We start from the raw sequence: 22070 nt of genomic DNA on the forward strand, positions 1-22070 counted from the left end.
AAATGTTTTGTAATCTTTTGCAACTGACAAGTGCATATTTCATCAAAAAAATTTTTATCTAATTGATTTTCATTAAATTCTCCAACGACCTTTCTTTACTTATCCTCGTCAGACTCTCTCCCATACGCCCGCTTCTCAACATTGAACTCAAACAAGCCGTTTTTCCATGCCCGGCAAGTGAGCAGTTATTAAATCCACAAAATAAATAGTTATCAGTATATAAATCCAAAAATATATCAGCATTAACAAAATAAAAGCCATAAATCCCGATGAGTCAAAATGGCCCCAATTGACTCATCAGTGGGGCGAAAACTGTGCAGAACCGGCAGTCGCACCATTCGGCTGATTTATGGAATGCCTGGAAGGCAAAACGGCTGCCAATTTTGGTTCGTAATATCGATTTTGTTTAAAGGAAAACAGCATGAAAATCAAAACACTGGCAATCGTTGTTCTGTCAGCTCTGTCCCTGAGCTCCGCGGCGGCCTTGGCCGATACCACCACGGTAAATGGCGGTACAGTGCATTTTAAAGGAGAAATCGTCAACGCAGCCTGTGCAGTCGATGCCGGTTCTATCGATCAGACCGTTCAGTTAGGCCAGGTTCGTTCAGCAAAACTGGCTACCGCGGGCAGCACCAGCTCCGCTGTAGGCTTCAACATTCAGTTAGACGACTGTGATACCACTGTTGCCACTAAAGCCTCTGTGGCTTTCTCTGGTACCGCGGTTGATAGCACCAACACCAGCGTTCTGGCTCTGCAGAGCTCCGCTGCTGGCGGCGCGACCAACGTCGGCGTACAGATCCTCGACAAAACCGGCACTCCGCTGGGCCTGGATGGCGCAACCTTCAGCGCGGCCACCACGCTGAACGACGGCACCAACATCATTCCTTTCCAGGCGCGTTACTACGCCACTGGCGCGGCTACTGCCGGTACTGCTAACGCAGACGCCACCTTCAAAGTGCAATACGAGTAATTCAAACATCAGACAGGGAAGCATTCCGGGCCAGGATGGCCCGTTATCCACTACGGGATTGGGGTGATAACGATGCAAGGAGTGAAGACAGGTCTGCTGATGTTTCTGCTTTCGCCGCTGGCGCTGGCCGGCAACCACTGGAACGTCACGGTCGCCGGGGGAAACATGCGTTTTCAGGGCGTCATCATCGCCGAGTCCTGCCGCGTTGAAGCCGGCGACCAGCAGATGACCGTCAATATGGGGCAGATCAGCAGTAATCGCTTTCATTCAGCCGGGGAAGATGCCAACCCCGTGCCATTCGATATTCACCTTCAGGATTGCAGCACCGCGGTCAGCCAGCATGTCGGCGTGTCGTTTCGCGGCGTGGCTGATGGCAAAAATCCAGATGTGCTCTCGGTTGGCGAAGGACCGGGTATCGCCACCGGCGTAGGCATCGCGTTATTTGATAAAGAAGATCAATTGATTCCGCTGAATAGCCCGCCGGGCGCCTGGCGGCGGCTGTATACCGGCCCCACCACGCTACATTTCGTAGCCAAATATCGGGCGACCGGCAATCAGGTCACCGGGGGAGCGGCAAACGCGCAAGTTTGGTTCTCTCTGACCTATCAGTAATTAACCAGCAGACATCCGGAAACAGGAAACAACGGTGAGTACAAAAGGGGTAAACGTGAAAAAGAGACTGGGGATGACGCGCGGACTACTGGCGGGATTATTGATGATAGCCGCAAGCGGTTACTCCGCCTGGGCTCAGGCCGGCGTTGCGCTCGGCGCCACGCGGGTTATCTATCCGGCCGGGCAAAAACAGGTGCAGTTAGGGGTGACCAATAATGACGACAGCAGCACCTATCTGATTCAGTCGTGGGTGGAAAACGCTGACGGCGGCAAAGATAGCCGCTTTGTGATTACGCCGCCGCTGTTCGCCATGCAGGGTAAAAAAGAGAATACCCTGCGCATCATTGACGCCACTAATAAACAACTGCCGCAGGATCGCGAAAGTCTGTTCTGGATTAACGTGAAAGCCATCCCGTCGATGGATAAATCCAAACTGAGCGAAAATACCCTGCAGCTGGCGATTATCAGCCGCATCAAGCTCTACTATCGCCCGGCGAAACTGGCGCTGCCGCCGGATCAGGCGGCGGAAAAGCTGAGCTTTAGCCGCAGCGGTTCGTCGTTAACACTGACTAACCCCACTCCTTATTACCTGACCGTCACCGAACTTAACGCCGGCACCCGGGTGCTGGAAAACGCGCTGGTGCCGCCAATGGGCAAAACCTCCGTCAAGCTGCCGCCGGATGCCGGTAGCAACATTACTTATCGCACGATTAATGATTACGGCGCGCTGACCCCAAAAATGAACGGCGTGCTGCGCTAATACAGGTTTGGCCCGCCAGGCGGGCCATGCCGCGCATAACAATAAGAACTGACAGCCGGGCGAATTCAGACCGGAGGGACTATGTCACATCTCAAATATGGACAGGACCGTTTTGGTTCCCGCAGCGCCTGGCTCCGCCCGCGCGCTATTTTGACCATGGCGAAATTTCCCGTGGCGCTCTGTTTTGTCCTGCAGGCGGGTCACGCGCAGGCTGAACTCTATTTTAACCCGCGTTTTTTGGCTGACGATCCTGCGGCGGTGGCCGATCTTTCCGGTTTTGAAAACGGGCAAGAGGTGCCGCCCGGCACCTACCGCGTCGATATTTACCTTAATGACGGCTTTATGACCACTCGCGATGTCACATTTAACCGCGGTGAAAAAGGCCATGGGTTAAGCCCGTGCCTGACCCGCGGCCAGCTGGCGGGCATGGGGGTCAACACCGCGGCGGTGACCGGGATGAACGCCCTCGCCGCCGACGCCTGCGTGCCGCTGACCGAACTTATCACCGATGCCACGACGCGCTTCGATGTCGGCCAGCAGCGCCTGTACCTCACCGTGCCGCAGGCCTTTATGGGCAACCGCGCGCGCGGCTACATTCCGCCTGAAATGTGGGATGACGGCATCAACGCCGGGCTGCTGAACTATAACTTCACCGGCAACAACGTCCATAACGATACCGGCGGCAGCAGCAATTACGCCTATTTAAACCTACAAAGCGGCCTTAATCTCGGCGCCTGGCGACTACGTGATAACACCACGTGGAGCTACAGCAGCGGCGGCAGCAGTTCCAGCAATGAGAATAAATGGCAGCATGTTAATACCTGGCTTGAGCGCGACATCACGCCGCTGCGCTCGCGCCTGACCCTCGGCGACAGCTACACCAACGGCGATGTTTTCGACGGCATTAACTTCCGCGGCGCCCAGCTGGCGAGCGATGACAACATGCTGCCGGATAGCCAGAAGGGCTTTGCGCCGGTGATCCACGGTATCGCCCGCGGCACCGCGCAGGTGTCGATCAAACAAAACGGTTATGAGATTTACCAGAGCACGGTTCCGCCTGGCCCGTTCACCATTAACGATCTGTATGCCGCAGGCAACGGCGGCGATCTGCAGGTGACGATTAAAGAAAACGACGGCACCAGCCAGGTCTTTAGCGTGCCGTGGTCAACGGTGCCGGTACTACAGCGCGAAGGGCATACCCGGTACGCGCTGACCGCCGGAGAATACCGCAGCGGCAACGATCAGCAGGAAGAGCCGAAGTTCTTTCAGAGTACCGTGTTACACGGCCTGCCTGCGGGCTGGACCCTATATGGCGGCACTCAGCTCGCCGACCGCTACCGCGCCTTTAATCTCGGCGTGGGGAAAAACATGGGCGATTTCGGCGCCGTCTCGCTGGATGTCACCCAGGCTAACGCCACCCTGCCCGACGACAGCGATCACCAGGGGCAGTCGATTCGCTTCCTCTATAACAAGTCGCTGAGCGATGTCGGCACCAATATCCAACTGGTGGGCTATCGCTACTCCACTAAAGGTTATTACAGCTTTGCCGATACTACCTACCGCCGGATGAGCGGTTACGACGTACAGACCCAGGATGGCGTGATCCAGGTGAAGCCGAAATTCACCGATTACTACAACCTCGCCTATAACAAGCGCGGCAAAGTGCAACTGAGCGTGACCCAACAGTTGGGGCGTACCGCCACGCTCTATCTGAGCGGCAGTCATCAGACCTACTGGTCGACCGGCAAGGCGGACCAGCAGCTGCAGGCCGGGCTCAACGCGGCGGTGGACGATATCAACTGGACGCTGAGCTACAGCCTGACCAAAAACGCCTGGCAGCAGGGCCGCGACCAGATGCTGGCGGTCAACGTCAATATTCCGTTCAGCCACTGGCTGCGTTCCGACAGCAAATCGGTATGGCGGCACGCCAGCGCCAGCTACAGCATGTCGCACGATCTTAATGGCCGGATGACCAATCTGGCGGGACTTTACGGCACCCTGCTGGAAGACAATAACCTGAGCTATAGCGTGCAGACCGGCTATGCCAGCGGCGGCGAAGGCGATAGCAGCGGCACCGGCTACGCGGCGCTGAACTACCGCGGCGGCTACGGCAACGCCAACGTCGGCTACAGCCGCAGCGACGGCTTTAAACAGCTGTACTACGGCGTCAGCGGCGGCGTATTGGCCCATGCCAACGGCGTGACCCTGAGCCAGCCGCTGAATGACACGGTGGTGCTGGTGAAAGCGCCGGGCGCCGACAACGTAAAAGTGGAAAACCAGACCGGGGTGCGTACCGACTGGCGCGGCTATGCGGTACTGCCTTACGCCACCGAATATCGCGAAAATCGTGTCGCGCTGGATACCAATACGCTTGCCGATAACGTCGATCTCGATGACGCGGTGGTCAGCGTCGTCCCTACTCACGGCGCTATCGTGCGGGCGGACTTCAAAGCCCACGTCGGGGTCAAGTTACTGATGACGCTGACCCATAACGGCAAACCGGTGCCGTTTGGCGCGATGGTCACCTCGGGCAGCAATCAGAGCGGCAGTATCGTGGCCGATAACGGCCAGGTCTACCTGAGCGGGATGCCGCTCGCCGGCAGCGTGCAGGTGAAATGGGGCGAAGGCGCGAACGCCAGCTGCGTGGCCAGCTATCGCCTGCCGGAAGAGAGTCAGCGACAGGCGCTGAGCCTGCTATCGGCAGAGTGCCGTTAAGGAACGCATGATGATGAAAAAACCACTTAACCTGTTCGGTGCCGTCCTGACGCTGGTCTGCGCCAACGCCTTTGCGGCCGATAGCACCATCACCATCAGCGGCTACGTGCGCGACAACGCCTGCGCGGTCGCCACCGAATCGAAAGAGTTTACCGTCGATCTGATGGATAACGCCGCGAAGCAGTTTAACGCCGTCGGCGCAACCACGCCGCTGGTGCCGTTTCGCATCGTGCTGTCGCCCTGCGGCAGCTCGGTGACGGCGGTAAAAGTCGGCTTTAACGGCACTCCGGATAGCGACAATAACGACCTGTTAAAAATCGACGGCGGCGCCTCCGCGGCGGCGGGCATGGCGGTGCAGATCCTCAACGGCCAGCAGACGATGCTGCCGGTCAACGCGCCCTCTTCGTCGCTCGCCTGGACCACCTTAACGCCGGGGCAGACCAACACCCTCGGTTTTTACGCCAGGCTGATGGCAACCCGCGTACCGGTGACCGCCGGTCACGTCTATGCCACCGCCACCTTTACCCTTGAATTCCAGTAACCGGAGGCTGAGATGAAAGCACACTACGCAGGATGGCTTCTGGCAGGCGCGCTGGCGTTAAACATTACCCCGCTACAGGCCGCCGACATCACCATCACGGTGAACGGCAAAGTGGTGGCCAAGCCGTGTACGGTCTCCACCACCAACGCCAATGTTGACCTCGGCGATCTATATACCTTCAGCCTGGTGTCGGCAGGTTCCGCTTCAGCGTGGCACAGCACCGCGCTGGATTTAAGCAATTGTCCGGTCGGTACATCGCGCGTCGTCGCCACCTTTAGCGGCACCGCGGACAGCACCGGTTATTACAAGAATCAGGGTACCGCGGGCAACATCCAGCTCGAACTACAGGACGACAGCGGCACCACGCTCAATAACGGGGCGCAAAAGTCGGTTCAGGTCGACGATAGCTCGCAGTCGGCGCGTTTTCCGCTGCAGGTCCGGGCCCTGTCGGTTAACGGCGGCGCCACCCAGGGAACCATTCAGGCGGTGATTAGCGTCACCTATACCTACGCCTGAGTCAGGAGAGTTTGTTTATGAGAAAAGTTATCGCTCTGTTTACCACCCTGCTGCTGATGGGCTGGTCGATTAACGCCTGGTCCTTCGCCTGCAAAACCGCAGCCGGCGCAACTATTCCTATAGGCGGCGGCTCGGCCAACGTATATGTCAACCTGACGCCAGCAGTGAACGTTGGACAAAACCTGGTGGTTGACCTGTCGACGCAGATTTTTTGTCATAATGACTATCCGCAAAGGATTACCGACTATGTGACGCTACAGCGCGGATCCGCCTACGGCGGCGTGCTGTCGAGCTTTTCCGGTACCGTAAAATATAACGGTACCTCTTATCCGTTCCCGACCACCACGGAAACTTCGCGGGTGATCTACGATTCGACTACCGATAAACCCTGGCCGACCGTACTCTATCTGACTCCGGTCAGCACTGCGGGCGGGGTGGCGATTACCGCCGGATCGCTGATTGCCGTGTTGATCCTGCATCAAACCAACAACTACAACAGCGACTCCTTCCAGTTCGTGTGGAATATTTACGCCAATAACGACGTCGTTGTGCCGACCGGCGGTTGCGATGTCTCCGCCCGCGATGTGACCGTGACGTTACCCGATTATCCGGGCTCGATGGCGGTGCCGGTCACCGTCCACTGCGCGCAGAACCAGAATCTTGGCTATTACCTTTCCGGCACCACCGCCGATAGCGCCAACTCCATTTTCACCAATACCGCTTCCGCTTCGCCGGCGCAGGGTATTGGCGTCCAGATGACGCGCAACGGTAGCGTCGTTCCGGCCAACAGCAATGTTTCATTGGGAACGGTCGGCACTTCACCGGTTAATCTCGGTCTGACCGCTACCTATGCGCGCACCAGCGGTCAGGTGACGGCGGGTAACGTCCAGTCGATTATTGGGGTGACGTTTGTCTACCAGTAAAGCCGATACCCCGCAGGCGACAACGGATTACATCCTGTCGCCCTGCGCCATGGCGGCGGCGGGATTAGCCCGAATGGTCGACGACGGTTGCCGCCATCCGGTGTGGCTACAGCCGCGGGTGCAGAGCATGCTGTCGATATCTGCGCCAGCCGACGTCCGGCAAATTGTGGTTTTTCTGCCCGACGATCCCTGGTGGCTACTGTTCGTCCTGCGCGAAGCCGCCTGGTTACTCACCCAGGCCAAACGACCTTTGCCCATGGTGATCTTAAGCCGCAGTCCGGCGCCGTGGCTGTGGCAAACCTTACTGCACCAGGTTGGCGACCGCCGCCTGCTGGCCGCCGTGCAGGCAATCTCCTCCGATCTACCGTGCCGCCGTCTGGCGGCATTGTTGAAAGGCGGCCTGGTCGGCTACCCCGGCCTGCAACAGCTTTCGGCCATCGAGGCGCTGGCGCGCGGCAAACCGCCGTCGGGCTTAAGCAAAATCGAACTTAACGCCACCCTCGCCCTGCTGTATGGCCACAGCATCACCAGTCAGGCGCAGATCCGCGGCGTCAGTCAGAAAACGCTCTACAACCAAAGAACCTCAGGACTAAACAAGATGGTGGAGTATCATCCGCATCTGGCGAGCCGGTTTCCGGGCAGCCGAAGCAAACGCGTAGCTGGTCAGGGCATGACCGCGCTGACCCCCTTCGAACGTGAGTTTATCCACGCCATTCACAGCCGGCAGATCTTTCCGGTCTTTCAGCCGATTGTTGATGACCGCTTACGCCTGCAGGGCATCGAGATATTATCGCGCTGGCGCAAAGATGGCGTGGTATTGCCGCCGGGCGAGTTTCTCCCGCATATCCGCTCCGAATACGCCTGGCTATTACTGACCGCCTTTGTCCTGCAGGAAGCGGTGCAGAATATCAATCGCTATCAGGGCGAGTTCTATTTTTCGGTCAATATCCCTCCCTGCATTGCCCATCACGATAATCTTGCCCGCATGATGGAAACCGCCTGGCAACAGCTACAGAACCCACTGTGGGCCGACCGACTGGTGCTGGAATTTGCTGAAACCGTTGATTTACAGCAGCAAGGAAAAGCGGTGGCGAATATGAGCAATATTCAGCAGCAGGGCTTTCGCATCTTTCTCGACGACTGCTTCTCGCACAGCAGCGTCATGTTCCCTGTGCGCACGGCGCGTTTTAGCGGCTACAAGCTGGATATGAGTATCGTCAATGATTTTCAGCGCGACCCGCACGCGCTGGTGCTGATTAAAAGCCTGGTCTACTACTGCCAGCTGACGCAGAGCCGCTGCATCGCCGAGGGAGTGGATAGTCTGGAGAAATTTAATCAGCTAAAAGCGCTGGGGGTCGATCGTTTCCAGGGGTATCTGTTCTCACCGCCGGTCACTCGCGAACATCTGGGAGAGATCATTCAGCGATTTTTACCGGATCATGCCACCTGCCGGTTAGCCGGGTAAATCGCGGAGCAGCGCCAGCCACAGCTGGCGCCGTATTTCAGGCGCGAATATCGTCGTACTCGCGGGTGTTATCGAATTCGTGTTTGGCAAACGGGCACAGCGGAATGATTTTGCGCTGTTCCTGGCGCATTTTCTCGACCACTTTCGCGACCAGCTGTTTACCGACGCCCTGGCCTTTCAGGCTGGGATCGACATCGGTATGCTCAATAATGCTCAGATGTTCACCGGTTGGAACAAAGACAATTTCCGCCACCTGGTTTCCCTCGGCGTCATTCACGTAGAACTTGTTGTGACCTTCCAGAATTTCCATCATTTCCTCGCTTATTTGTGGCGATACTTCAATGCGCCGCTGGGACAGGTATCGATCACTTTGACCACCGTCGCCACATCCACCTGATCGGGGATGATCCACGGTTTACGTTTCAGATTGAACAGCTTCGCGCTGCCGCGCACGCAGTTACCCGAGTGCTGACAGATATCGGTATTGAAATAGACATCTATCTTCTCGCCGGTATAGGCCCGGTAGCCCGCTTCCAGTAGTTCCTTATCCATGACATTGCCTCAGTATTTTTATTGTACTTACCTAAGAATAGCTCGCGGCATAGCCGCTGACTATGGAGAAATGAGAAACGCCCTATTTCAATTATTTCGCTAATGATAAAGCGACTTTTTAATACCTACGCGAAATTAAACTATTATCAGAGGATAACCATAACTCGGCTAAGCAAACCATCAGCGCTATAATTTAGGCGGTGTATTGAGGGTTTATTTGATTTGCAACGAATAAACTCAATTGTTCAATGGCATGAACATTCAGGTATCTTCCTTTGAAGCAAATTGTAAAACGGGCGCGCCCGGCATTGTTATTACTTCTTTTGGCGGTCTCCGGTTGCTCTTTATCCCCCGCCATACCGGTATTAGGCGCAGCATTTCCCGGCTGGTTCTTCTGCTTTTTAGGCGGCGCATTACTGCTGATCCCTTGCCATATCCTGATTGCCCGTAAAGGCTGGCAGGCGCGCTTTTCCCCGCTGGTATTAAGTTACCTGGCGTTAATGTTTCTATTTGCCACTATTCTGTGGTTTCTTCTTTTCGCACATTAAATACCTATGACTCAATCCAGCCCAAGCGTTTTACGGAAAAAATGGCCCTTGTTGGCTCTCGTCCTCGCCGCCATTGTGGCGCTGATCGTAGTTATCTGGCAGTTACAGACTTCGCCGGAAACCAACGACGCCTACGTCTACGCCGACACCATCGACGTAGTGCCGGAAGTCAGCGGGCGAATCGTTGAGATGCCGATCCGTGATAATCAGCGGGTGCAGAAAGGCGATCTGCTGTTCCGCATCGATCCGCGCCCCTATCAGGCGATGCTGGAGGATGCCAAATCACGGCTGGCGGCGCTTGATGCGCAGATTATGCTGACCCAGCGCACCATTAAAGCCCAGCAGTATAACGCTCAGTCGGTGAGCGCCGCGGTAGAGCGGGCGAAGGCGCTGGTGAAACAGACCACCTCGACCCGTATCCGCCTGGAACCGCTGGTGCCGCAGGGATTCGCCGCGCAGGAGGATCTCGATCAGGCGCGCACAGCGGAAAAAGCCGCCCGCGCCGAACTGGAAGCCACGCTGCTGCAGGCCAAACAGGCTGATGCCGCGATCACCGGCGTCGATGCGATGGTCGCGCAGCGCGCCGGGATCGTCGCGCAAATCGCCCTGGCGGAACTGCACCTGGAGTTCACCGAAGTCCGTGCGCCGTTTAACGGCGTAGTCATCGCCCTGAAAACCACCGTCGGACAATATGCTTCCGCTCTGAAACCGGTCTTCACGCTGCTGGATAACGACCACTGGTATGTGATTGCGAACTTCCGCGAAACCGATCTGCAAAACGTTCGGCCGGGCGTGCCGGCAACCGTGACGGTGATGACTAACCACAGCCGCCCCTTTGACGGCGTCGTCGATTCCGTTGGTTCAGGCGTACTGCCGGAGGGCGGTAGCGTCATTGGCGGGCTGCCGGTAATTCAGAAGAGCATCAACTGGGTACATGTGTCGCAGCGCTTCCCGGTCAAAATCGCGGTGAAAAATCCCGACCCGGAACTGTTCCGTATGGGCGCCTCCGCCAGCGCCGTGCTGCAGGCGAAATAAGGGTCCGGCATGCATAATTTCTGGTTGTTTCTGCAACGGGAGCTCGCCGACGCGCCGGGGCGGGCCAACTATACCCTGCGCCTGACGCTGAGCTGCGCGGTGCTGATCACCCTGTTTATGACCCTGCAGATCCCGTTTCTCGCCGTGGCGCTGATCGTGGTGTTTTACGTCAGTCAGCCGAACATCCTGATGATTAAGCTGGGCAGCGTCCTGTTTTTTGTCACCATCAGCGTGGCGCTGGGGCTGGTGCTGCTGATCATCAAGTGGACCTATGATTTCCCGCTGATTCGCCTGGTCGCTTCGGTATGCCTGTTCTTTGGCGCGATGTATCTGATGCGCGTGCTGGGCAAACTCGGACTGGCGTTTTTCGTGGTGGCGCTGGCGGTGATTTATGCCCAGACCTTCCCGTCGATGACCAGCCAAAGTGAAGTTCTGGTGCGCCTGCTGCTGTGGCTTTGGGTGGCGATCAATACCGCAACGCTGGTCACGCTCCTGGTCAACGCCTGCTTTCGCCAGGCCTTTCCCGGCTATCAATTCCGCGCTCAGCTGGTGGTGATGCAGCGGCAGGTCGCCGACGTACTGACGCAGAACGCCGCGCCGCCGACCTTCAAAGAGATCGCCGGGCGTTTTAATCAGTTGCAAGGATTGTTTAAGCAGGCGCGCTTTGCGGCGCCGGAAATTGCCGCCGATCCGCCGCGCTGGCAGGCGCTGATGGCGGCCACCCTGCGCTGCTATCACCTCGCGGCGCTGCTGCAACCGGGCGATGACCACGCCGCGGCGCGCCAGCAGATCGCCGCCGCCCTACAGGCGCTGGCGCCGTCGATGAACGAGGGTACGCCGTTTTCATTCTCCGCGCCGGTCATTGATGATCGCGGCGCCAATACGCTGATTTTACAAGAGATGGCCGATGTGCTGGCGAAGCTGGCGCGCGGTGAAAGCATCGACCTGCCGCAGGGCGAAGCCGAGAAGTCGCCGCTGCTGCTGCCGGATGCCTGGCGCAATCCCGCTTATCTGCATTTCGCCCTGAAAACCCTGCTGGCGACGCTGTTGTGCTACGTCTTCTATACCGCCGCCGACTGGCAGGGCATCCACACCATTATGCTGAGCTGCGTGATTGTCGCCCAGCCGGGGCTGGGAGCGACGATGCAAAAAACCTGGCTGCGTATCGGCGGCGCGCTGCTCGCTACGCTGCTGGCGCTATTGTTGATCGTCTTTGTACAACCGTGGACCGAGTCTATCGTCGGCCTGCTGGCGATGGTTCTGCCGGTAATGGCGCTCTCGGCGTGGATTGCCGCCGGGTCAGAGCGTATTGCCTACGCCGGGATCCAAATCGGCTTTACCTTCTCGCTGGCCTTCCTCAGCTGGTTTGGGCCACTGACCAACCTGACCGAACTGCGCGACCGGGTCATCGGTATTTTGCTCGGCGTACTGGTCTCATCGATCGTCCATCTTTACCTGTGGCCGGATAGCGAAGCGCCGCAGCTGAAATCGCGGCTGGCGCAACTTTATCGCCAGATAGCCGACTTCCTGCGCGCGAAAGATGATAAGCCGCAGATGGTGCCGCTGTTCCAGGCGCTGACCACCAGCGAAACGCTGATGCATCGGGTCGCCGCCGAGCCGCTGGGCACTTTTGCGCATCCGTGGCCGCAGGCGAAATCCTGGCCGAGCAAAGCCACCTGGCAGCAGGCGCAGGAGATAGTACGCCTGAGCGAGGGCTACCGGCTGTATGCCGCGCCGGGAGACCCCTTCTTAAGCCGCTGCGCCGAACAGTTACAGACGTATGCCGATGATATTGAACGTCAACAGCCGACGACACCCGTTGCGCCGCTGGTTGTCGATCCGGCTAATCCGTTCGGCGAACCGCTGGCGGCTTTACTGACCACCCTGCCGGACTGGTCAGACAAACCTTCTGAATTTACGCGACAGGCAGAACCGTCATGATAAAAATGGACGCCGCAGCACGTTTTCTGCGCTACTCACCGCTGGCCTTCGCCATCAGCCTGTTAACGGGATGCGCGCTGATTCAGGACGATCCTGGCGAAGTGCCGATCGTTAATCCGCAACAGGCGCAGCTGGCACAGGTGATCCACCTGGCGAATAGCGGCTGGCCGGCGGCCCGCTGGTGGGAGGGGTATCACGATCCCCAGCTCAACATGCTGGTAAACCGCGCGCTGCAAAATTCGCCGACCATGCAGGCGGCGCGGCTGCGCATCTCACAGTCACAATCCACCGTCGAGCTGGCGCAGTCGGCAATGGGCGTGCAGGCGACCGCCGTGGCGGCGCAGAACCGGATGCGTATAACCGATAAATCCTTTAGCTGGCCCTACTCCTATTCTCTGCCGGTGGATAAAAACGGCCCGTGGTACACGCTCAATACCGTGGGCGTTGGCGCGACGCTGAATATCGATTTATGGGGCGCCGACCGGGCTCGCGTCGCGGCAGCTATTGGCGAAAAGAACGCTCGCCAGGCGGAAACCGCCGGTATCGAACTGGACCTTGCCAGCAGCGTGGCGCAGCTGTACTTCGCCATGCAGGCCACCTTCCAGAAGATAGTTCTGCTGCAGCAGCTAGAAGAAATTGCCCGGTTGTCGGTGCAGGCGCATGAACACCGCACCCAGCGCGGCGTGGAGGATAGCGTCGATATCGCCAATGCGCAGGCGGAACTGCTGGGCGCGCAGCAGCAGGTGATTACCGCCCGCGGCACGCTAACCCAGTACCGCGAAACGTTGCGGGCGCTGATTGGCGCCGACGCGCAGAGTATGCCGGAGATCCACCCGGTCGCCCTGCCGGCGTTGCAGGAAACGCTGCCGGATTCACTCTCCTTCGAATTGCTGGCGCGTCGCCCGGATCTGCAGGCCCTGCGCGGTTATGTAACCGCCTCAATGAGCCAGGTAGATGCGGCGAAAGCGGCCTTTTATCCGCATTTTGATATTAAAGCCTTCTGGGGATATAACGCGCTGAGCGTCGGCGATCTGTTTAAGTCGTCCTTCCAGCAGATTAACCTGCTGCCGGGGCTGTATCTGCCGATATTCGATGGCGGACGCCTGAACGCCAATCTGAAGTCGGTACGTACGGCGAGCAATATCCTGATTAAGCAGTACAACCAGGCGGTGCTGGATGCGGTGCGGGATGTGGCGATAAGCTCCAGTCAGCTTAACGATCTCAACCAGCAGGTGGCGCTGCAGGAGCTGAAGGTGACGGCGGCGATGGCCACCACCCGCAGCGCCAGCGCCCATCACCAGCGCGGCCTGTTAAGCCGCTATGCCGCACAAGAAGCGCGGCGACCGGCCATCGCCCAGCAGCTGTTATTGCTGGATATCCAGGCCCAGCGTCTTAGCACCGATATCACGTTGATTAAAGCCCTCGGCGGCGATTACCGCGGCCCGGCGGTGGATTCCGTAGAACCGTAGCCCTGCTAAGCGCAGCGCAAGCAGGGAAATCCCCGGATAGCGGCTTACGCCTTATCCGGGCTACCGTTCTGATGAAGGCCAGCGGCGGAGGGTTGCGCAGAACCGTAGCCCTGCTAAGCACAGCGCAAGCAGGGAAATCCCCGGATGCGGCTTACGCCTTATCCGGGCTACCGTTCTGATGAAGGCCCCCAGGTGTGGGTTGCGCAGAACCGTAGCCCTGCTAAGCGCAGCGCAAGCAGGGAAATCCCCGGATAGCGGCTTACGCCTTATCCGGGCTACCTTTCTGATGAAGGCCAGCGGCGGTGGGTTTCGCAGAACCGTAGCCCTGCTAAGCGCAGCGCGAGCAGGGAAATCCCCGGATAGCGGCTTACGCCTTATCCGGGCTACCGTTTCCATACTTTGCTTACAATAAAAAAGCCGGCGCTCAGCGCCGGCTTTTCATTGACCGCTTGCGCAATCAGGCATTGGTCGCCGGTTTTTGCTCTGCGGATTTGCTGTTCTCCAGCATACGGCGCACCGGCACAATCAGCACGCACAATACCGCGGCGCAGATCAGCAGCGCCGTCGAGCAGCGGGCAAACAGATCCGGCAGCATATCCAGCTGGTCGGCCTTCACGTGACCGCCAATCAGGCCCGCCGCCAGGTTACCCAGCGCGCTGGCGCAGAACCACAGCCCCATCATCTGGCCGCGCATTCTTTCCGGCGCCAGCAGAGTCATGGTCGCCAGGCCGATTGGGCTCAGACACAGTTCGCCCAGCGTCAACATCAGAATGCTACCCACCAGCCACAGCGGCGATACGCCGGCGCCGCCGTTGCTCAGCACGTTCTGCGCCGCCAGCATCATCAGGCCGAAGCCCGCCGCCGCGCACAGAATCCCGATAACAAACTTGGTAATGCTGCTCGGACGCACGTTTTTACGCGCCATTGCCGGCCACGCCCAGCTAAATACCGGCGCCAGCAGGATGATAAACAGGGCGTTAATCGACTGGAACCACACCGCCGGGATTTCGAAATCGCCGATCATGCGGTTAGTGTAGTCGTTAGCAAACAGGTTAAACGAAGTCGGTTTCTGCTCGAAGGCTGACCAGAAGAAGGCGGCGGAAACCAGCAGAATAAAGCAGACCAGCAGACGCGCGCGCTCTTTACGGTTGAGACCCGCAAAAACAAACAGGTAGATGAAATAGAGCACCACCGACGCGGCAATCACGTACACCAGCATGCTAGCGACCGCCACCGGGTTAATGACTATCCCCCCTTGAGCAATCAGCGTAATCACCACCGCCACGCCGACCGCCAGCGCCAGCAGCCAGGCGCCAACGCCGTTTTTCTTCGCGACAGGACTATTCCAGGTAGAGTCGAGACCCACTTCGCTGTCGTAGCGTTTCATCGCCGGGACCGCGAAAAGGCGGAAAATCACCAGCGCCACCAGCATACCGATACCACCGATGCCGAAGCCCCAGTGCCAGCCGTGGGATTTAATCAGCCAGCCGGAAATCAGCGGCGCGATAAACGATCCCATATTGATACCCATATAGAACAGCGAGAAACCGCCATCGCGACGGCTATCGCCTTTCTTATACAGCGTACCGACCATCACCGAGATACAGGTTTTAAACAGGCCGGAACCGAGCACGATAAACATCAGCCCAATAAAGAACAGGTTGTTGCCCATAAACGCTGACAGCGCAATCGACAGATGGCCCAGCGCGATCAGAATCGAGCCGTACCACACCGCTTTCTGCTGGCCGAGCCAGTTGTCCGCCAACCAGCCGCCCGGCAGCGCCGCCAGATACATGGCGCCCGCGAAGATGCCGACGATGGCCGACGCGTTCTCACGGGCTAAGCCCATACCGCCGTCATAGACGGTGGCCGCCATGAACAGGATCAGTAACGGACGAATGCCATAAAACGAGAATCGCTCCCACATTTCGGTGAAGAACAATGAACCCAGAGGGTAAGGGTGACCAAAGAAGGTCCGGCTTTCATTTTTGTTAACAGAGGAATGCATAACTTCTCCCAATAAGGCGATCTTAGCGCTTAGTCATGCCGAAAAGCGTATTGACCATTTTTTCTACCTGCCTATAGTTCACACAGGCGTTAATTTTATTTAACCATTTGATAACCAGATGGTGGTTTTGTCTAGCCCCTGGGCGATATCTTTTAGATGAAAACTCGACCAGGCTCTCTTTTCCCAGATTTTATGTTGGCAACAAAGGGATAATGATTGACAGCATTTTTTCGTACTACAGGAACCTCTTAATCCTTAATAAACATAATGTTAAGAGGGTAGAAGTCAGAAAGTCCCGAGTATACGACATAATTCCGTCATATGGCTGAAATAACGCAATGATTAACCGGTCATTATTCTTTTTAACCACATTGCAACACAATATATTTACACAAAGGCAACAAACCAGTGAATAATGTTGGATAAGATCAAAATACCAGCCATTGATATCATAATGAGAGGCTATTAGTGATCGGCGTCACAGATTAAGTCTAAGCCGGATATAGAATATGCCATACCTTCAGTCAATCATTTGAAAGGTGTATATCATGGAAAACAATAACAGGATGATGCCACACATAAGGCGGACAACGCATATTATGATGTTTGCTCACCGTAACAGCTTCGATTTTCATTTCTTTAATGCCCGGTAGTCTTCCGACTACGGGCGCTTCAGCATACAGGTCTTCCTGCATCTTTTGTTGTTAATACAGGCACTCGCCTGTAGCTAACCGCGCTCGCCCTAATAAATCCTGCTATTTACCAGCCACCGGACTGGTAGGGTTTATTGCATCTCAAAAGGTACTCTACTGATATTTATTATATCAGCGGCAGACTATTACCTTTTGTCCGGCGTAATCAATTTCTCATTTGAGAAATTGAGGGCCTGCTATTATCTGAAAATAAAGAGATAACAATGACTGATTTAAAAATTGCCGTTAGCCGTACATGTCCAAACTGTTTTTCTACCCAGCGTAATATTGTCAATACTAGCGAAACCAACTTTATTGATGTGGCCGCGGTAGTATTAACTCTGGAAGATATCGAATGCGGTAAACTCGATGAGTTAAAGGCCACTGGCTATAACATCCCGGTATTTATCGCTATTAATAAAGAAGAGGTTGTCCCGGCCGAATATATGGCTTCGGTGCAGGGGGTATTTGAACACGACGAAACCCGCAACGACTTCTACGGCCGCCAGCTGGAAGCCGCTGCGCATAAATATGAAACCGAGCTGCGTCCGCCATTTTTTAGCGCGCTGGTCGATTACGTCAAACAGGGCAACAGCGCTTTTGACTGCCCGGGGCATCAGGGCGGCGAATTCTTCCGTCGTCACCCGGCCGGTAATCAGTTCGTCGAGTATTTCGGCGAGACGCTGTTCCGCTCCGACCTGTGCAACGCCGACGTCGCCATGGGCGACCTGCTGATCCACGAAGGGGCGCCATGCATTGCCCAGCAGCATGCGGCAAAAGTCTTTAATGCCGATAAGACCTATTTCGTGCTCAACGGCACCTCCTCTTCTAATAAAGTGGTGCTCAACGCGCTGCTGACCCCGGGCGACCTGGTACTGTTCGACCGTAACAACCATAAATCCAACCACCACGGCGCGCTGCTGCAGGCCGGGGCGACACCGGTCTATCTGGAAACCGCGCGTAACCCGTACGGTTTTATCGGCGGTATCGACGCCCACTGTTTCGAAGAACGCTATCTGCGCGAGCTGGTTGGGGAAGTGGCGCCGAATCGGAAACAGGATGCCCGTCCGTTCCGCCTGGCGGTGATCCAGTTAGGTACCTACGACGGCACCATTTATAACGCTCGTCAGGTAGTCGATAAAATTGGTCATCTGTGCGATTACATCCTGTTTGACTCCGCGTGGGTCGGCTATGAACAGTTCATTCCGATGATGGCTGATTGTTCGCCGCTGCTGCTGGAGCTGAATGAAAACGATCCGGGCATTCTGGTGACCCAGTCGGTGCACAAACAGCAGGCCGGTTTCTCCCAGACCTCGCAAATCCATAAAAAAGACAGCCATATCAAAGGTCAACAACGCTATGTTCCGCACAAGCGTCTGAATAACGCCTTTATGATGCACGCCTCCACCAGCCCGTTCTATCCGCTGTTTGCCGCGCTGGATATCAACGCCAAAATGCATGAAGGCGAGAGCGGCCGCAACATGTGGATGGACTGCGTCATGAACGGTATCAAGGCGCGTAAGCTGATCCTTGAAAGCTGCAAGCACATCCGTCCGTTCGTACCCAAAATGGTCGATGGCAAACCGTGGCAGTCATATGAAACCGCGCAAATCGCCGTTGACCTGCGCTTCTTCGAGTTTGGTCCAGGCGAACGCTGGCATGCCTTTGACGGTTATGCCGAGCATCAGTACTTCGTCGATCCGTGCAAACTCCTGCTGACCACGCCGGGTATCAATACCGCCAGCGGCGAATATGACGCCTTCGGCGTACCGGCCACCATTCTCGCCAACTTCCTGCGTGAAAACGGCGTGGTACCGGAAAAATGCGACCTTAACTCCATTCTGTTCCTGCTGACCCCGGCGGAAGATATGGCCAAACTGCAGCAGCTGGTCGCCCTGCTGGCGCGCTTCGATAAGCTGCTCGACGCCGATGCGCCGCTACAGGAGGTTCTGCCGTCTATCTACAGCCAGCACAAAGAGCGTTATGCCGGTTATACCCTGCGCCAGCTGTGCCAGGAAATGCATGACCTGTATGCCCGCCACAACGTCAAACAGCTGCAAAAAGAGATGTTCCGTAAAGATCACTTCCCGCGCGTGGTGATGAACCCGCAAGAGGCTAACTACGCCTATCTGCGCGGCCAGGTCGATCTGGTGCCGTTGCCGCAAGCCGAAGGCCGCGTGGCCGCGGAAGGCGCCCTGCCTTACCCGCCGGGAGTGCTGTGCGTAGTCCCGGGCGAAGTCTGGGGCGGCGCGGTGCTGCAGTACTTCACCGCTCTGGAAGAAGGGATCAACCTGCTGCCGGGCTTCGCGCCGGAACTGCAGGGGGTTTATATCCAGGAGCACGATGGCCGTAAACAGGTCTGGTGCTATGTCATCGCGGAAAGCGAGAAACAAAGCGCGCTGCTGAAAGGGGAAACTGTATGAGCAAATCCAGTAACAAGATGGGAGTGGTACAGCTCACCATCTTAACCATGGTCAACATGATGGGCTCCGGTATCATCATGCTGCCCACCAAGCTGGCGGAGGTGGGGACTATCTCCATCATCTCCTGGCTGGTGACGGCGGTAGGATCGATGGCGCTGGCGTGGGCCTTCGCCAAATGCGGGATGTTTAGCCGTAAATCAGGCGGGATGGGCGGTTACGCCGAGTACGCGTTCGGCAAGTCTGGCAACTTTATGGCCAACTATACCTATGGCGTCTCGCTGCTGATCGCCAACGTCGCCATCGCTATCTCCGCGGTGGGTTACGGCACCGAGCTGTTCGGCGCCACCCTGTCGCCGGTGCAGATTGGCCTGGCGACTATCGGGGTGCTGTGGATCTGTACCGTAGCCAACTTCGGCGGCGCACGCATTACCGGCCAGATCAGTAGCATCACCGTATGGGGGGTCATCATTCCGGTTGTCGGCCTGTGCGTTATCGGCTGGTTCTGGTTTAGCCCGACGATGTACGTCGAGTCCTGGAACCCGCACCACGTACCGTTCTTCGGCGCCGTTGGTTCGTCAATCGCCATGACGCTGTGGGCCTTCCTCGGTCTGGAATCCGCTTGCGCCAACACCGATGTGGTCGAAAACCCGGAACGTAACGTGCCGATCGCCGTACTCGGCGGTACCCTCGGCGCGGCGGTTATCTATATCGTTTCGACCAACGTCATCGCCGGGATCGTGCCGAACATGGATCTGGCTAACTCCACGGCGCCGTTTGGCCTGGCGTTTGCTCAGATGTTCACGCCTGGCGTAGGGAAAGTGATTATGGGGCTGATGGTGATGTCCTGCTGCGGTTCGCTGCTCGGCTGGCAGTTCACCATCGCGCAGGTCTTTAAATCATCGTCTGACGAAGGCTACTTCCCGAAAATCTTCTCCCGCGTCTCGGCTTCCGGCGCGCCGATTCAGGGGATGTTAACCATCGTTATCCTGCAAACCGGCTTGTCGCTGATGACCATTAGCCCGTCGTTGAGCAATCAGTTCAACGTGCTGGTTAACCTGGCGGTGGTGACTAACATCATCCCGTACATTCTGTCGATGGCCGCGCTGGCGATTATCCAGAAAATGGCCAAGGTCGATCCCGGCAAAGCGCGTTCCACCAACGTGATAGCCTTTATCGGCGCGGTGTACAGCTTCTATGCCCTGTACTCCTCCGGCGAAGAGGCGATGCTCTACGGCGCGATCGTGACCTTTATGGGCTGGACGCTGTACGGCCTGGTATCACCGCGTTTTGAGATGAAAAACAAACACAGCTAATGCTGAAGCCGGCGGCGCGTCTGTCGCCGCCGGTACTCTTCGTGGCCGCTATTTGATATAGGAATCCAGCACCTTCAGCACCACGTCCAAATCTTCTTCACGTTTCACTTCATCGCCTTCATGAACGATATGTTCCGTCAGATGGCCCTTGATCACTTCACGCATTAGTCCGTTTACCGCTCCCCGAATAGCGGCAATTTGCTGCAGCACGGCGGCGCATTCGTGCGGCTCATCCAGCATCTTTTTCAGCGCGCTCACCTGCCCTTCAATCTTGCTGGCTCTGGCCTGCAGCTTCTTTTTATCCCGAATCGTATGCGACACGTTAACCTCACTAGCGAACTCAATGCCTCAATTATAGGTTTGTAATCTACTGGGGGGTAGTATCTTATACTGGGGGGGAGTAGAATCCCGTTCACCAACGACAACCTACTCTTTTCTTATGGACGAATTCTTACCTTTACTTCAGCAGGGCAATGCCTGGTTTTTCATTCCCAGCGCCATTCTGTTAGGCGCGCTACACGGCCTGGAGCCAGGCCATTCAAAGACCATGATGGCGGCATTCATCATCGCCATTAAAGGCACGGTACGTCAGGCGGTAATGCTGGGCCTCGCCGCGACCCTTTCGCATACCGCCATCGTCTGGCTGATCGCCTTTGGCGGCATGTATTTTAGCCAGAAATTCACCGCCGAAGCGGCTGAACCCTGGCTGCAGCTGGTTTCCGCGTTCATCATTCTCGGTACCGCAATATGGATGTTCTGGCGCACCTGGCGCGGTGAACGTAACTGGCTGCAGGCCATGCAGGATCGGGATACGCATCATCATGATGATGAAACGCAGATCGTCGACACCGGCCACGGTCAAATCGCGCTTTCTATCTTCGAAGAAGAACAACCGCCGCGCTGGCGCATACGCACGCTAAGTGGCAACCGATGGGCGGCTGGCGATGTCTCACTGGCGACACGGCGCAGCGGGAGCAGCTTCGCGCAGATGTTCTCCTTTGTTGATAGAGGCGATTATTTAGAATCCGCGCAGACCATCCCGGAACCGCATGACTTTAACGTCCGCCTGACGCTCGGCCACCAGCGCCATACCCACGATTATGATCTGGCGTTTCATGAACATCATCATCATGAACTGGACGGCCTTGAGGAAGGAAGTCAGGCCTATCAGGACGCCCACGAGCGGGCCCATGCGAACGATATTCAACGTCGTTTCGACGGACGGGAGGTCACTAACTGGCAGATCTTACTGTTCGGCCTGACCGGCGGATTGATCCCCTGCCCGGCGGCGATCACCGTACTGCTTATCTGCATCCAGCTCAAAGCCCTGACCTTAGGTGCGACGCTGGTCCTCTCTTTCAGCATCGGCCTGGCGCTGACGCTGGTCACCGTCGGCGTTGGCGCGGCGGTAAGCGTTCGCCAGGTGGCTAAACGCTGGAGTGGTTTTAACACGCTCGCCCGCCGGGCCCCTTACTTTTCCAGCGTGCTAATCGGCGCGGTGGGGATCTATATGGCGATCCACGGCTATCTCGGCGTGAGAGGTTAATTTGAGATGAATTCAGCGCCGCGTGAGGTTGCGCGGCCTGA

General features: G+C 56.9%; 20 protein-coding genes. 16 read left to right on the forward strand and 4 right to left on the reverse strand.

Annotated elements, in window-relative coordinates:
- Positions 1 to 421 precede the first annotated feature (421 nt).
- From fimA to AC22LX_RS11045, 8 genes are all read left to right on the forward strand, one after another.
- Entirely contained in the window at positions 422 to 970 is a 549-nt protein-coding gene (gene fimA, locus AC22LX_RS11010; RefSeq protein WP_045373910.1) for a type 1 fimbrial major subunit FimA, read from the forward strand.
- 72 nt (positions 971 to 1042) lie between these two features.
- Complete coding sequence (fimI, locus tag AC22LX_RS11015) at positions 1043 to 1582, forward strand: type 1 fimbrial minor subunit FimI (protein WP_045396575.1); 540 nt, start codon at positions 1043 to 1045, stop codon at positions 1580 to 1582.
- Positions 1583 to 1655: 73 nt separating this feature from the next.
- Positions 1656 to 2342 carry a fimbria/pilus periplasmic chaperone gene (locus AC22LX_RS11020; protein WP_045396572.1) on the forward strand — a complete coding sequence of 229 codons (687 nt, stop codon included), beginning with the start codon at positions 1656 to 1658 and terminating at the stop codon, positions 2340 to 2342.
- A gap of 81 nt (positions 2343 to 2423) precedes the next feature.
- Complete coding sequence (locus tag AC22LX_RS11025; protein ID WP_047050822.1) at positions 2424 to 5057, forward strand: fimbrial biogenesis usher protein; 2634 nt, start codon at positions 2424 to 2426, stop codon at positions 5055 to 5057.
- Between the two features lie 10 nt (positions 5058 to 5067).
- Entirely contained in the window at positions 5068 to 5598 is a 531-nt protein-coding gene (gene fimF, locus AC22LX_RS11030) for a type 1 fimbrial adaptor subunit FimF (protein ID WP_045396567.1), read from the forward strand.
- A 12-nt stretch (positions 5599 to 5610) separates the two neighbouring features.
- The gene (gene fimG / locus AC22LX_RS11035; RefSeq protein ID WP_045396563.1) at positions 5611 to 6114 is read left to right on the forward strand and encodes a type 1 fimbrial minor subunit FimG; all 504 of its coding nucleotides are present in this window, start codon (positions 5611 to 5613) and stop codon (positions 6112 to 6114) included.
- 17 nt (positions 6115 to 6131) lie between these two features.
- Positions 6132 to 7037 carry a fimbrial protein gene (locus AC22LX_RS11040; protein ID WP_047050819.1) on the forward strand — a complete coding sequence of 302 codons (906 nt, stop codon included), beginning with the start codon at positions 6132 to 6134 and terminating at the stop codon, positions 7035 to 7037.
- Positions 7024 to 8502 carry an EAL domain-containing protein gene (locus tag AC22LX_RS11045; protein ID WP_047065316.1) on the forward strand — a complete coding sequence of 493 codons (1479 nt, stop codon included), beginning with the start codon at positions 7024 to 7026 and terminating at the stop codon, positions 8500 to 8502. The genes AC22LX_RS11040 and AC22LX_RS11045 overlap by 14 nt, the downstream gene beginning before the upstream one ends.
- Positions 8503 to 8539: 37 nt before the next feature.
- On the opposite strand, the gene AC22LX_RS11050 is transcribed toward AC22LX_RS11045, so the two are convergent.
- Positions 8540 to 8812, reverse strand: a complete 273-nt coding sequence (locus AC22LX_RS11050) for a GNAT family N-acetyltransferase (protein WP_015369862.1) — start codon at positions 8810 to 8812, stop codon at positions 8540 to 8542.
- An 11-nt stretch (positions 8813 to 8823) separates the two neighbouring features.
- Complete coding sequence (yjdI, locus tag AC22LX_RS11055) at positions 8824 to 9054, reverse strand: 4Fe-4S mono-cluster protein YjdI (RefSeq protein WP_015369861.1); 231 nt, start codon at positions 9052 to 9054, stop codon at positions 8824 to 8826.
- Positions 9055 to 9329: 275 nt separating this feature from the next.
- Here yjdI and AC22LX_RS11060 point away from each other — a divergent pair, with 275 nt between their 5' ends.
- Genes AC22LX_RS11060 through AC22LX_RS11075 form a run of 4 tightly spaced genes read left to right on the forward strand, consistent with a single transcriptional unit; the run spans position 9330 to position 14047 of the window.
- On the forward strand, positions 9330 to 9602 hold the full coding sequence (locus AC22LX_RS11060; RefSeq protein WP_015369860.1) for a YtcA family lipoprotein: 273 nt from the start codon (positions 9330 to 9332) through the stop codon (positions 9600 to 9602).
- A 6-nt stretch (positions 9603 to 9608) separates the two neighbouring features.
- The gene (gene mdtN, locus AC22LX_RS11065) at positions 9609 to 10637 is read left to right on the forward strand and encodes a multidrug transporter subunit MdtN (RefSeq protein ID WP_049061616.1); all 1029 of its coding nucleotides are present in this window, start codon (positions 9609 to 9611) and stop codon (positions 10635 to 10637) included.
- Positions 10638 to 10646: 9 nt separating this feature from the next.
- Positions 10647 to 12578, forward strand: coding sequence for an FUSC family protein (locus tag AC22LX_RS11070; protein ID WP_047078945.1), 1932 nt, complete (start codon positions 10647 to 10649; stop codon positions 12576 to 12578).
- 5 nt (positions 12579 to 12583) lie between these two features.
- Positions 12584 to 14047, forward strand: coding sequence for an MdtP family multidrug efflux transporter outer membrane subunit (locus AC22LX_RS11075; protein ID WP_396280088.1), 1464 nt, complete (start codon positions 12584 to 12586; stop codon positions 14045 to 14047).
- 457 nt (positions 14048 to 14504) lie between these two features.
- Here AC22LX_RS11075 and AC22LX_RS11080 read toward each other — a convergent pair whose 3' ends face one another.
- Positions 14505 to 16055 (reverse strand): peptide MFS transporter, encoded by a 1551-nt coding sequence (locus AC22LX_RS11080; RefSeq protein WP_487333978.1) that lies wholly within the window; start codon positions 16053 to 16055, stop codon positions 14505 to 14507.
- A gap of 548 nt (positions 16056 to 16603) precedes the next feature.
- Between AC22LX_RS11080 and speFL the strand changes: the two genes are divergently transcribed.
- From speFL to potE, 3 genes are all read left to right on the forward strand, one after another.
- Positions 16604 to 16708 carry a leader peptide SpeFL gene (gene speFL, locus AC22LX_RS11085; protein ID WP_006819052.1) on the forward strand — a complete coding sequence of 35 codons (105 nt, stop codon included), beginning with the start codon at positions 16604 to 16606 and terminating at the stop codon, positions 16706 to 16708.
- 263 nt (positions 16709 to 16971) lie between these two features.
- Entirely contained in the window at positions 16972 to 19170 is a 2199-nt protein-coding gene (speF, locus tag AC22LX_RS11090) for an ornithine decarboxylase SpeF (protein WP_015369855.1), read from the forward strand.
- Complete coding sequence (potE, locus tag AC22LX_RS11095; protein ID WP_045391927.1) at positions 19167 to 20483, forward strand: putrescine-ornithine antiporter; 1317 nt, start codon at positions 19167 to 19169, stop codon at positions 20481 to 20483. The genes speF and potE overlap by 4 nt, the downstream gene beginning before the upstream one ends.
- Before the next feature lie 48 nt (positions 20484 to 20531).
- Here potE and rcnR read toward each other — a convergent pair whose 3' ends face one another.
- On the reverse strand, positions 20532 to 20804 hold the full coding sequence (gene rcnR, locus AC22LX_RS11100) for a Ni(II)/Co(II)-binding transcriptional repressor RcnR (RefSeq protein ID WP_015369853.1): 273 nt from the start codon (positions 20802 to 20804) through the stop codon (positions 20532 to 20534).
- Between the two features lie 118 nt (positions 20805 to 20922).
- Between rcnR and AC22LX_RS11105 the strand changes: the two genes are divergently transcribed.
- Positions 20923 to 22029 (forward strand): nickel/cobalt efflux protein RcnA, encoded by a 1107-nt coding sequence (locus AC22LX_RS11105; protein ID WP_049060532.1) that lies wholly within the window; start codon positions 20923 to 20925, stop codon positions 22027 to 22029.
- Positions 22030 to 22070: the final 41 nt, after the last annotated feature.

The sequence above is a fragment of the Klebsiella sp. PK01 genome, assembly GCF_057624675.1.

Bases quoted from the DNA above. Each gene is read 5' to 3' on its own strand.
- fimI (WP_045396575.1), top strand. From the start codon at position 1,043: ATGCAAGGAGTGAAGACAGGTCTGCTGATGTTTCTGCTTTCGCCGCTG.
- mdtN (WP_049061616.1), top strand. From the start codon at position 9,609: ATGACTCAATCCAGCCCAAGCGTTTTACGGAAAAAATGGCCCTTGTTG.
- potE (WP_045391927.1), top strand. From the start codon at position 19,167: ATGAGCAAATCCAGTAACAAGATGGGAGTGGTACAGCTCACCATCTTA.
- AC22LX_RS11050 (WP_015369862.1), bottom strand. From the start codon at position 8,812: ATGGAAATTCTGGAAGGTCACAACAAGTTCTACGTGAATGACGCCGAG.
- AC22LX_RS11070 (WP_047078945.1), top strand. From the start codon at position 10,647: ATGCATAATTTCTGGTTGTTTCTGCAACGGGAGCTCGCCGACGCGCCG.
- AC22LX_RS11040 (WP_047050819.1), top strand. From the start codon at position 6,132: ATGAGAAAAGTTATCGCTCTGTTTACCACCCTGCTGCTGATGGGCTGG.
- AC22LX_RS11080 (WP_487333978.1), bottom strand. From the start codon at position 16,055: ATGCATTCCTCTGTTAACAAAAATGAAAGCCGGACCTTCTTTGGTCAC.
- AC22LX_RS11020 (WP_045396572.1), top strand. From the start codon at position 1,656: ATGACGCGCGGACTACTGGCGGGATTATTGATGATAGCCGCAAGCGGT.
- fimF (WP_045396567.1), top strand. From the start codon at position 5,068: ATGATGAAAAAACCACTTAACCTGTTCGGTGCCGTCCTGACGCTGGTC.
- speFL (WP_006819052.1), top strand. From the start codon at position 16,604: ATGGAAAACAATAACAGGATGATGCCACACATAAGGCGGACAACGCAT.
- fimG (WP_045396563.1), top strand. From the start codon at position 5,611: ATGAAAGCACACTACGCAGGATGGCTTCTGGCAGGCGCGCTGGCGTTA.
- speF (WP_015369855.1), top strand. From the start codon at position 16,972: ATGACTGATTTAAAAATTGCCGTTAGCCGTACATGTCCAAACTGTTTT.
- fimA (WP_045373910.1), top strand. From the start codon at position 422: ATGAAAATCAAAACACTGGCAATCGTTGTTCTGTCAGCTCTGTCCCTG.
- AC22LX_RS11105 (WP_049060532.1), top strand. From the start codon at position 20,923: ATGGACGAATTCTTACCTTTACTTCAGCAGGGCAATGCCTGGTTTTTC.
- AC22LX_RS11075 (WP_396280088.1), top strand. From the start codon at position 12,584: ATGGACGCCGCAGCACGTTTTCTGCGCTACTCACCGCTGGCCTTCGCC.
- AC22LX_RS11025 (WP_047050822.1), top strand. From the start codon at position 2,424: ATGTCACATCTCAAATATGGACAGGACCGTTTTGGTTCCCGCAGCGCC.
- yjdI (WP_015369861.1), bottom strand. From the start codon at position 9,054: ATGGATAAGGAACTACTGGAAGCGGGCTACCGGGCCTATACCGGCGAG.